Below are 10289 nucleotides of genomic sequence, written 5' to 3'. Positions count from 1 at the left end.
TACATCGAAACCTACTTAACTCATTGAAACTCAAGGAGTTTTCCGTTTCGACTGCGCCGGAAGTGGGGCGAATTATAGACACCCAGGATTTGCCGTCAACCCTTTATTTCGCTTTTCTTTCAATGAGCTGCTTGAGCCCCCGAAAACCCTGGCCGCCTAGCTTGCAAGGAGCGCCCTCTATATAGAAGGAAATCATAAAATGCCTGCGCCCTTGAAAGCCGTGACGGTCGCCGTGTCCATTCCCAGTACTCGCTGGAGCACTTCCAGCGTGTGCTCCCCTAATAATGGAGGCGCACTTCTGTATTCGACAGGCGTTTCGGATAGACGAATCGGGCTCGCGACTTGCGGCACCTTGCCAGCCAGCGCGTGAGGCAGCTCTATTGCCAATCCGCGAGCTTGTACCTGAGGGTCAGCAAACATTTGAGCCAAATCGTTGATCGGCCCGCACGGCACTCCGGCCTGCTCAAGCTGAACAACCCATTCAGCCGTCGTCTTGAATACCGTCGCCTGGCGGATCAACGGAATCAGTTGTGCCCGATTCGCCACCCGCATCTTGTTCGTCGCGAACCGAGGGTCATCGGCCCATTGTGGCTGACCGGCAACTTCAGCGAATTTTCGAAACTGGCCATCATTACCCACCGTAAGAATGAAGTCACCGTCGGCCGTAGGAAAATCCTGATAAGGCACAATGTTCGGATGCGCATTCCCCAATCGCTTCGGCGCAACGCCCGTAGTCAGGTAGTTCATCGCCTGGTTAGCCAAGCAAGCCACTTGAACATCCAGCAATGCCATATCGATATGCTGCCCTCCACCCACATTATCGCGGTGAGCCAACGCTGCCAGGATAGCAACGGTCGAATACAGGCCTGTAAGAATGTCGGTCAGCGCAACACCAACTTTCATCGGCCCAGCGCCCTCATCCCCCTCCGGCCGGCCGGTCAGGCTCATCAAGCCGCCCAGCCCCTGGATCATGAAGTCATACCCGGCCCTTTTGGCGTACGGTCCCGTCTGGCCAAACCCGGTAATCGAGCAATAGATCAAATGCGGGTTGATCACTTTCAGCGAGTCGTAATCCAGACCATAGGCCGCAAGCCCACCCACCTTGAAGTTTTCGATCAGGATGTCGGACTTGGCCGCCAGCTCCTGGATCAGCTTTTGCCCCTCGGGACGCGTGAAATCGATAGTGACGGATTGCTTGTTGCGATTGGCCGACAGGTAGTAGGCCGCCTCGGTCGTATTCTCGCCATGGGCGTCCTTCAAAAAGGGCGGCCCCCATGCGCGTGTATCGTCGCCATTACCGGGACGCTCGACCTTGATGACGTCAGCCCCCAGGTCCGCCAGGATCTGCCCAGCCCAAGGCCCGGCCAGCACCCTGGATAAATCCAATACCCGCAGATGCGAAAGCGCGCCCATGGTCGTTCTCCTATTAATAGAACGCCTGGATACCGGTTTGCGCACGCCCCAGGATCAGCGCATGAACATCATGCGTGCCCTCGTAGGTGTTCACGACTTCCAGATTCACGAGATGACGAGCAATGCCGAACTCATCGGAGATGCCATTACCGCCGAGCATATCCCGCGCCATACGCGCAATATCCAGGGACTTGCCGCAAGAGTTGCGCTTCATGATCGAGGTGATTTCAACCGCAGCCGAGCCCTCATCTTTCATACGCCCCAGACGCAAGCATCCTTGCAGGGCGAGAGTGATTTCGGTCTGCATATCGGCCAGTTTCTTCTGGATCAACTGGTTGGCCGCCAGCGGGCGTCCGAACTGTTGCCGATCAAGCGTGTACTGACGAGCGGTGTGCCAGCAGAACTCGGCGGCGCCCAATGCGCCCCAGGAAATGCCATAACGCGCCGAATTCAAGCAAGTGAATGGCCCTTTCAAACCACGCACATCTGGAAATATGTTCTCTTCCGGGACGAATACGTTATCCATGACGATCTCGCCAGTGATCGAAGCCCGAAGACCGACCTTGCCATGAATGGCCGGAGCACTCAGGCCCTTCCAGCCCTTTTCCAGGACGAAGCCGCGGATATCACCCGCATCATCCTTACCCCAGACCACAAAGACGTCGGCGATTGGACTGTTAGTGATCCACATCTTGCTACCCGTCAAGCTGTAGCCACCGTCCACCTTCCGTGCGCGAGTAATCATCGCGCCTGGGTCGGAACCATGATTCGGCTCTGTCAGACCAAAGCAGCCGATCCATTCCCCGGAGGCCAGCTTCGGCAGATACTTCTGCTTCTGTGCCTCGGTGCCGAACTCATTGATGGGGACCATGACCAACGAGGACTGCACGCTCATCATCGAACGGTAGCCGGAATCGACACGCTCCACTTCCCGGGCAATCAGGCCGTAGCTGACATAGTTCAAGCCACTGCCGCCGTATTGCTCAGGAATGGTTGCCCCCAGCAAGCCTACCTCCCCCATTTCACGAAAGATCGCCGGATCGGTTTTTTCATGGCGGAACGCTTCCAGGACTCGTGGCGCAAGCTTCTGCTGGGCGAATTGTTCGGCCGTGTCGCGAACCATGCGCTCTTCTTCAGTGAGCTGCTGGTCCAGCAAGAGTGGATCGATCCAGTTGAAACTCGCTTTACCAGCCATGAAAAAGTCCTCAGCAATGAAATGAAAAGTCGTGGAATGATCCTAGGCGCGGTTTCCCACAGGAGCAAACGAGGATTGCGCATGCGGTTGTGCTAATTTCTCACTCCGAAAGGGCTTTTGAAGCCGCTCAAGCCCACCATGAGTGAGGTTGCCGTACATGCGTCGCAAAATCCCCAGCACCACCGCCTTGATCAGTTTCGAGGCCGCCGCCCGACACGAAAGCTTTACCAAGGCTGCGCAAGAACTGTCACTCACTCAAGGGGCCATCTGCCGACAGATCGCCAGCCTGGAGGACTTTCTCGGCGTTGAGTTGTTCCGGCGTTCGAGGCGTGGCGTCAAACTGACCGAGGCAGGCCTTTCCTATAGTCGTCGGGTTGCGACGCAATTGGACGCGGTCGAACGCGACACCCTTTCAGTCATGGGCCATACCGGCGCGAACGTTATCGAGCTAGCGGTCGTTCCAACGTTCGGCACCCAGTGGCTATTGCCGCGCCTGAAGGACTTTCAGAAGCAGCACCCTGAAGTCACGGTCAACCTGACCAATCGCACGCGCCCCTTTCTCTTTGCTGACACCGAGTTTGACGCGGCCATCTACTTCGGCGATGCCGATTGGTCCGGCACCGAATCCCACAAGCTAATGGGTGAGAACCCGATGCCAGTATGCAGCCCCACCTTACTGGGCAACCAGAAGACACTGACGCCGGCCGCCATTGCCGAAATGCCACTACTCCAGCAAACCACGCGACCCTATGCCTGGCGGCAGTGGTTCAATTCCCAGGAGCTAAACATCCCACGCGACCTGACAGGCCCGCGTTATGAACTATTCTCCATGCTGGCCCAAGCGGCCATGCACGACATGGGCATTGCGCTGATCCCACCGTTTTTGATTCAGCGAGAATTGGCCGAAGGACGCCTGGTCGTCGCAAACCGCAACGGATTGTCGAGCATCAAGGCTTATTACCTGATGATCCCGGAACGAAAAGTGGAATCCGCATCGCTCCAGGCTTTTCGCGACTGGCTAGTCCAACAAGCGGACAACTATCTAGCTGAAAATTAAAGACAAATTAAAATACTGACCTCGTAGTCAGCAAAATCACAGCGCTACAGATATACGTTTATGTCGCATAAAGCCAAACTGTTATCAAATAGGAACAATCGTCCCACAAGCGTTTAGATACGTGGCTTTGAGCCATATTGCGTACCTCATGACCGCTTATTCAGCTTGCCAATGGAAAAGTATGACTTTTTTGCCGATGACCCAATATTCACAGGGCTTTCAAGGGACAAGCCCCAGGGGTTGCGACATTCGGTCACAGGGTGACTTGTAGTTAATTTTCCGTCACCCGTCATAATCCCTTGAAGGGCTGTATTTTCGCCTGCAAAATGCCGCGCCCCGCCTTCCAGCGGGATCGTGCTGATCGGCCGCCCCAGCCGCACCATCCGAAGTGCCTGGGTTTACTCAATAAGATCACGCAGGAGATTTGACGTGCACATTGGTGTTCCCCTCGAAACCCAAACGGGTGAAACACGGGTTGCTGCTACCCCGGAAACCATCAAGAAGTTGATCGGCCAAGGCCATAAAGTCACTGTGCAAAGCGGCGCCGGTATCAAGGCCAGCGTTATCGACAGTGCCTATGAGGCAGTGGGTGCAACCATTGGCAGCGCCAGTGATGCGTTTGGCGCTGAGCTGATTCTCAAAGTGGTTGCCCCTAGCGACAGCGAGCTGACGCTGATCAAGAGTGGCACCGTTCTGGTGGGCATGCTCAATCCGTTCAACAACGAAACCATCGCCAAGCTGGCCGAACGCGGCATTACCGCTTTTGCCCTTGAGGCCGCGCCACGGACTTCTCGAGCCCAAAGCCTGGACGTGCTGTCGTCTCAAGCGAATATTGCCGGTTACAAAGCCGTGCTGCTGGCCGCTCACCACTATCCGCGCTTCATGCCGATGCTGATGACCGCCGCGGGTACCGTGAAAGCGGCGCGCGTGCTGATTTTGGGCGCGGGCGTGGCCGGGTTGCAGGCGATTGCCACGGCCAAGCGCTTGGGCGCCGTGATCGAGGCTTCGGATGTGCGCCCTGCGGTGAAGGAGCAAATCGAATCCCTCGGCGCCAAGTTCGTCGACGTGCCTTACGAAACCGACGAAGAGCGTGAATGCGCCGTCGGCGTCGGTGGCTACGCCCGGCCCATGCCTGCCAGCTGGATGCAGCGCCAGGCCCAGGCCGTGCACGAGCGCGCCAAGCAGGCTGACATCGTCATCACCACCGCATTGATTCCGGGCCGCAAGGCACCGACGCTGTTGAGCGCGGAAACCGTGGCGCAGATGAAACCGGGTTCGGTGGTCATCGACCTCGCGGCGGCCCAGGGCGGTAACTGCCCGCTGACCGTGGCCGATCAGGTAGTGATCGAGAATGGCGTGACCATTTGCGGCCCGACCAACCTCGCCGGTGAAGTTGCGGCCGATGCTTCGGCGCTGTACGCCCGTAACCTGCTGGACTTCCTGAAGCTGGTCTTCACCAAGGAAGGTCAGTTCGACGTGAACCTGGAAGACGACATCGTCGCCGCGTGCCTGATGTGCCGCGACGGCCAAGTCATCCGCAAAAACGCCTAAGCAGGGATTCAGACAATGGAAGAGCTTATCTCCCCCGGTATCTACAACCTGATCATCTTTGTGCTGGCGATTTACGTCGGTTACCACGTGGTCTGGAACGTTACACCTGCTTTGCACACGCCATTGATGGCGGTGACCAACGCCATTTCGGCGATCGTGATCGTCGGCGCCATGCTCGCCGCCGCGCTGACCGTAACACCTCTGGGCAAGACCATGGGCACCCTCGCCGTGGCCCTGGCCGCCGTGAACGTGTTCGGTGGCTTCCTGGTGACACGCCGCATGCTTGAGATGTTCAAGAAAAAAGCCCCGAAAGCCGTAAAAGAAGAGGCGCCCAAGTAATGAGCATGAACCTGGTAACGACGCTCTACCTGATCGCGTCGATCTGTTTCATCCAGGCCCTCAAAGGCCTGTCGCACCCGACCACCTCCCGCCGAGGCAACCTGTTTGGCATGCTCGGCATGGCGCTGGCGGTGATCACCACCGTGGGTCTCATCTATAAGCTGGGCGCTGAGCTAGCGACCGCCGGCATCGGCTACGTCATCGTCGGCCTGTTGGTCGGCGGTACGGCCGGTTCGATCATGGCCAAGCGCGTCGAGATGACCAAGATGCCGGAACTGGTGGCGTTCATGCACAGCATGATCGGCCTGGCGGCGGTGTTCATTGCCATCGCGGCGGTCGTCGAGCCGCAGTCCTTGGGCATCGTCAAGCAACTGGGGGATTCGATTCCGGCCGGTAACCGCCTGGAGCTGTTCCTCGGCGCAGCCATTGGTGCAATCACCTTCTCCGGTTCGGTGATCGCATTCGGCAAGCTCTCGGGCAAGTACAAGTTCCGCCTGTTCCAAGGCGCACCGGTACAGTTTGGTGGCCAGCACAAGCTCAACCTGATCCTGGGCCTGGCGACGCTGGGCCTGGGCCTGGCCTTCATGTTCACCGGCAACCTCGGCGCGTTCGCCTTGATGCTGGCCCTGGCTTTTATCCTGGGCGTGCTGATCATCATCCCGATCGGCGGCGCGGACATGCCGGTGGTGGTCTCGATGCTCAACAGCTATTCCGGTTGGGCCGCGGCGGGTATCGGCTTTTCGCTGAACAACTCGATGCTGATCATTGCCGGTTCGCTAGTGGGTTCGAGCGGTGCGATTCTCTCGTACATCATGTGCAAGGCGATGAACCGTTCGTTCTTCAACGTATTGCTCGGCGGTTTCGGCAACACCGCAGATGCGGCTGGCCCGGCAGGCTCCAAAGAAGCCCGTCCGGTGAAATCCGGTTCGGCTGACGACGCGACCTTCCTGCTGACCAACGCCGACACGGTGATCATCGTGCCGGGCTACGGCTTGGCGGTTGCCCGGGCGCAGCACGCGCTGAAAGAGCTGACCGAGAAGCTGACCCACCGTGGCGTGACCGTTAAATACGCAATCCACCCGGTGGCTGGTCGTATGCCTGGGCACATGAACGTATTGCTGGCCGAGGCCGAAGTGCCTTACGACCAGGTGTTCGAGATGGAAGACATCAACTCCGAGTTCGGCCAGGCCGACGTGGTGCTGGTGCTGGGTGCCAACGACGTGGTCAACCCGGCGGCGAAGAACGATCCAAAGTCGCCGATTGCCGGCATGCCGATCCTCGAAGCCTTCAAGGCCAAGACCATCATCGTCAACAAGCGCTCCATGGCCAGCGGCTATGCTGGCCTGGACAACGAACTGTTCTACCTCGACAAGACCATGATGGTGTTCGGTGACGCCAAAAAGGTGATCGAGGACATGGTCAAAGCGGTGGAATAACTCTCCCGTTTCGCCAAAAACGCCCCGCCTTGTCGGGGCGTTTTGATTTATATCAAGGCAAAGCATTACCGATCCGGCAACAATGTTTTGCCTGAAACCCCCGTAATAGACGCCTTAAATGCGACTTTTGTAGCGGGTCGGGCAAAGCGCGAATTCTCTAGACTGCGCATCCAGCTTCCAGCCCGAGACGACCCTCCATGTACCGTGATCGCATCCGCCTGCCTTCGTTGTTGAATAAAGTGATGAGCGCTGCCGAAGCCGCCTTGTTGATCGAGGACGGCATGACCGTTGGCATGAGTGGCTTTACCCGCGCCGGAGAAGCCAAGGCAGTGCCCCACGCCCTGGCTGAGCGTGCCAAGGTCACCCCGCTTAAAATCAGCTTGATGACCGGTGCGAGCCTGGGCAACGACCTCGACAAGGAGCTCACCGAGGCCGGTGTGCTCGCGCGACGCATGCCGTTCCAGGTCGACAGCACGTTGCGTAAGGCAATCAACGCAGGCGAGGTGATGTTCATCGACCAGCATCTCTCTGAAACCGTCGAGCAACTGCGCAACGGCCAACTCAAATTGCCCGATATTGCCGTGATCGAAGCAGTGGCCATCACCGAGCAAGGACATATCGTACCGACCACGTCGGTGGGTAACTCAGCCAGCTTCGCCATCTTCGCCCGGCAAGTGATCATCGAGATCAACCTGGCTCACAACCCGAATCTCGAGGGGTTGCACGACATTTATATCCCGACCTATCGCCCCACTCGCACGCCGATCCCCTTGGTGAAAGTCGACGACCGTATTGGCAGCACCGCGATTCCGATCCCGCCGGAAAAGATTGCCGCCATAGTCATAACCAACCAAGGGGACTCGCCTTCTACCGTCGCCCCGCCAGACAGCGACACCCAGGCCATCGCCGATCACCTGATCGACTTCTTCAAACAGGAGGTTTCGGCTGGGCGCATGACCAACAAGCTCGGGCCGCTGCAGGCCGGGATTGGCAACATCGCCAACGCCGTGATGTGCGGCCTGATCGATTCGCCGTTCTCGGACTTGACCATGTACTCCGAGGTTTTGCAGGACTCGACGTTTGACTTGATTGACGCCGGCAAGCTGAGTTTCGCCTCCGGCAGCTCGATCACCCTGTCGGGTCGACGCAATGCCGACGTGTTCGGAAACCTGGAAAAGTACAAGGAAAAACTGGTCCTGCGCCCGCAGGAAATTTCCAACCATCCCGAGGTCGTGCGCCGTCTGGGCATCATTGGTATCAACACCGCGCTGGAGTTCGACTTATACGGCAACGTCAATTCCACCCATGTCTGCGGCACGCGGATGATGAATGGCATCGGCGGCTCAGGGGACTTCGCCCGCAATGCTCACCTGGCGATTTTCGTCACCAAGTCGATTGCCAAGGGTGGGGCCATTTCCAGCGTCGTGCCGATGGTCAGCCATGTGGACCATACCGAACATGACGTCGACATCCTGGTGACCGAGATCGGCCTGGCCGACCTGCGGGGCCTGGCGCCACGGGAGCGGGCACGCGTGATCATCGACAATTGCGTGCACCCTTCCTACCGCCAGGCCTTGAACGACTATTTCAACGCCGCGTGCGCTTTGGGTGGGCATACGCCGCACATCCTGCGCGATGCACTCAGTTGGCACCTGAACCTCGAAGAGACCGGACGCATGTTGGCGGTCTGATACAGCTGGAACACAGCTAACGCAAATACAGTTTTGATTGGAGTCCACCGCTCGCGCGCAACCCGAAAAAAACTGTACTGCTGTACCGGTGTTTTCCTACAGTCTTTTCTCACAAAACCACGAATGAGTAGCAGAAATGCACCATAGTGGTGCCGACAAGTACAGTTGCCTCGTTATCGACCAGTACACCACGGTTTAACAGTTAACTGGTCTCGCACAATACAAATGAACTGTATCTACAGTCGCTGGCCAAACGAGCAGATCATGGGCACCAGTTAAACCACTACCTAATCCCGCCACAAGCGGAAGGATGTCAACCATGGAACGTACACTCAGTTCCGAGCTGTTTTTCGAAGACAAAGCTGAAAAAAACCAGGCTTCCCTGCCTCTTCGCGTTATCGCCAACCTGATGTTGTGGCAGCGTCGCATTGCCAGCCGCCATCAACTGGCTCGTCTGGATTCGCGCCTGCTGGCTGACGCCGGTATCAGCGAAGCCCAACGTTACGAAGAGCTGAGCAAGCCGTTCTGGCGCTAACTCAGCGTCGCTGGCCCTGACCCACCGGGTCCACTGCCAGCACCGAATTGAATAAACAAGACCCGTCGCGGGAACCCGCGACGGGTCTTGTCGTTTACGGGGCAGATTCCGGTAAATCGACCAAACCATAACAGTTATTTAATTTAACAGATTGTTAGGTACAGTTTATCCACAACGCAGCCGGTGCGAGTCGCATGCGGTATAACGGGTTAATTCCAGGCTGTCAGCCAACGCGTTCTGTCCTAATATCGATACGAACGTGGCGAAGCGAGTCGAGCCTGCGTCTCTTCTTCCAGCTACCTGCACCCGCATAACCTCAATTCCCAAGGAGTTCACCATGATCCGTCTTCGCCTGCTCAGCGCCGTTGCCCTGCTGGCCGTGTCCGCCCACTCCAACGCCAGCAGCTTCATCGTTACCACAGACTCCATTGTTGGCGCGCTCAAGGCCACGTCCGACGTCACCTCCGATGCAACCTCATCACTGCGGGACAACAAGATCGTCCAGGCCGCGCGAGATGACGCCGCCAGCTTCGTGGCCAGCGAAGGCGCGATCCGTGGTGTGAAACTGGAAAGTGCGCTGGACTATATTCGCCAGCAGGCCCCCCAGATCGACGCCACTGACGCGCAACTGGCCCAGGCCATTCTGGTGATCTGAGGCAACATGAAACATCGGGCGCGCAATGGTGTTCCGATGTTTCAGCACTGGCTCTGGCCCGCAGGTTTGCGCTAGCCTTCCGGCTCGCCATCAACCGTCGAGTACCATGCGTTTTTATCCAAATCCATTTATCGCGTCTTGCCTAGTGGTTTTTTGCTGGTCTGTTCCGGCCCACGCCTTCGATGTGACCACCCAGCAAGTGGTGGCTAGCGGCTACGCCACATCCTTGGTGACCTCTGCGCCCTTCGACAATAAACTTATCGTCGCCGCCCGCGATGACGCTGCGGTATTCGTTGCCAGCGACGGACAGCTGAGAGGTGCACGGTTGGAATCGGCCCTGGACTACATGCGCCGAACCCAGCCAAAACTTCACGCCAGCGACCTTGAACTGGCACAGGCAATTCTCGTCCAATAATT

The 10289-nt window shown here is 57.7% G+C and carries 10 protein-coding genes; 8 read left to right on the top strand and 2 right to left on the bottom strand.

Going from position 1 to position 10289, the window contains the following annotated elements; all coding sequences use genetic code 11:
• Positions 1-192 precede the first annotated feature (192 nt).
• Together HU806_RS11150 and HU806_RS11145 are read right to left on the bottom strand one after the other, a co-directional pair.
• The gene (locus tag HU806_RS11150) at positions 193-1413 is read right to left on the bottom strand and encodes a CaiB/BaiF CoA transferase family protein (protein ID WP_186611423.1); all 1221 of its coding nucleotides are present in this window, start codon (positions 1411-1413) and stop codon (positions 193-195) included.
• Positions 1414-1426: 13 nt separating this feature from the next.
• A complete protein-coding gene (locus HU806_RS11145; protein ID WP_186611422.1) occupies positions 1427-2608 on the bottom strand; it encodes an acyl-CoA dehydrogenase in 1182 nt (393 codons plus the stop codon).
• Positions 2609-2765: 157 nt separating this feature from the next.
• Here HU806_RS11145 and HU806_RS11140 point away from each other — a divergent pair, with 157 nt between their 5' ends.
• From HU806_RS11140 to HU806_RS11105, 8 genes are all read left to right on the top strand, one after another.
• Complete coding sequence (locus HU806_RS11140) at positions 2766-3665, top strand: LysR family transcriptional regulator (protein ID WP_186611421.1); 900 nt, start codon at positions 2766-2768, stop codon at positions 3663-3665.
• 429 nt (positions 3666-4094) lie between these two features.
• Positions 4095-5216 (top strand): Re/Si-specific NAD(P)(+) transhydrogenase subunit alpha, encoded by a 1122-nt coding sequence (locus tag HU806_RS11135; RefSeq protein WP_186611420.1) that lies wholly within the window; start codon positions 4095-4097, stop codon positions 5214-5216.
• Between the two features lie 15 nt (positions 5217-5231).
• Positions 5232-5555, top strand: a complete 324-nt coding sequence (locus HU806_RS11130) for an NAD(P) transhydrogenase subunit alpha part 2 (RefSeq protein ID WP_003187010.1) — start codon at positions 5232-5234, stop codon at positions 5553-5555.
• Positions 5555-6991 (top strand): NAD(P)(+) transhydrogenase (Re/Si-specific) subunit beta, encoded by a 1437-nt coding sequence (locus HU806_RS11125; RefSeq protein ID WP_186611419.1) that lies wholly within the window; start codon positions 5555-5557, stop codon positions 6989-6991. Before HU806_RS11130 ends, HU806_RS11125 begins: the two co-directional genes overlap by 1 nt.
• A gap of 197 nt (positions 6992-7188) precedes the next feature.
• Positions 7189-8682, top strand: coding sequence for a succinyl-CoA:acetate CoA-transferase ScpC (scpC, locus tag HU806_RS11120; protein ID WP_186611418.1), 1494 nt, complete (start codon positions 7189-7191; stop codon positions 8680-8682).
• Between the two features lie 319 nt (positions 8683-9001).
• Positions 9002-9217 (top strand): DUF1127 domain-containing protein, encoded by a 216-nt coding sequence (locus HU806_RS11115; protein ID WP_003187014.1) that lies wholly within the window; start codon positions 9002-9004, stop codon positions 9215-9217.
• Positions 9218-9554: 337 nt separating this feature from the next.
• Entirely contained in the window at positions 9555-9872 is a 318-nt protein-coding gene (locus HU806_RS11110; RefSeq protein ID WP_186611417.1) for a DUF2388 domain-containing protein, read from the top strand.
• A 106-nt stretch (positions 9873-9978) separates the two neighbouring features.
• Positions 9979-10287, top strand: a complete 309-nt coding sequence (locus tag HU806_RS11105; RefSeq protein ID WP_186611416.1) for a DUF2388 domain-containing protein — start codon at positions 9979-9981, stop codon at positions 10285-10287.
• Positions 10288-10289 lie beyond the last annotated feature (2 nt).

It is taken from the genome of Pseudomonas sp. SWRI154, assembly GCF_014268645.1.
Taxonomy (GTDB): Bacteria; Pseudomonadota; Gammaproteobacteria; order Pseudomonadales; family Pseudomonadaceae; genus Aquipseudomonas; species Aquipseudomonas marvdashtae.
The sequence above is the reverse complement of the archived record's forward strand: the minus strand, read 5'-3'. Positions and strand labels throughout refer to the sequence as shown.

What these genes read in the sequence shown, in the direction of transcription:
- HU806_RS11150 (WP_186611423.1), bottom strand. Translation starts at nt 1,413, where the DNA reads ATGGGCGCGCTTTCGCATCTGCGGGTATTGGATTTATCCAGGGTGCTG.
- HU806_RS11145 (WP_186611422.1), bottom strand. Translation starts at nt 2,608, where the DNA reads ATGGCTGGTAAAGCGAGTTTCAACTGGATCGATCCACTCTTGCTGGAC.
- HU806_RS11140 (WP_186611421.1), top strand. Translation starts at nt 2,766, where the DNA reads ATGCGTCGCAAAATCCCCAGCACCACCGCCTTGATCAGTTTCGAGGCC.
- HU806_RS11130 (WP_003187010.1), top strand. Translation starts at nt 5,232, where the DNA reads ATGGAAGAGCTTATCTCCCCCGGTATCTACAACCTGATCATCTTTGTG.
- HU806_RS11125 (WP_186611419.1), top strand. Translation starts at nt 5,555, where the DNA reads ATGAGCATGAACCTGGTAACGACGCTCTACCTGATCGCGTCGATCTGT.
- scpC (WP_186611418.1), top strand. Translation starts at nt 7,189, where the DNA reads ATGTACCGTGATCGCATCCGCCTGCCTTCGTTGTTGAATAAAGTGATG.
- HU806_RS11115 (WP_003187014.1), top strand. Translation starts at nt 9,002, where the DNA reads ATGGAACGTACACTCAGTTCCGAGCTGTTTTTCGAAGACAAAGCTGAA.
- HU806_RS11110 (WP_186611417.1), top strand. Translation starts at nt 9,555, where the DNA reads ATGATCCGTCTTCGCCTGCTCAGCGCCGTTGCCCTGCTGGCCGTGTCC.
- HU806_RS11105 (WP_186611416.1), top strand. Translation starts at nt 9,979, where the DNA reads ATGCGTTTTTATCCAAATCCATTTATCGCGTCTTGCCTAGTGGTTTTT.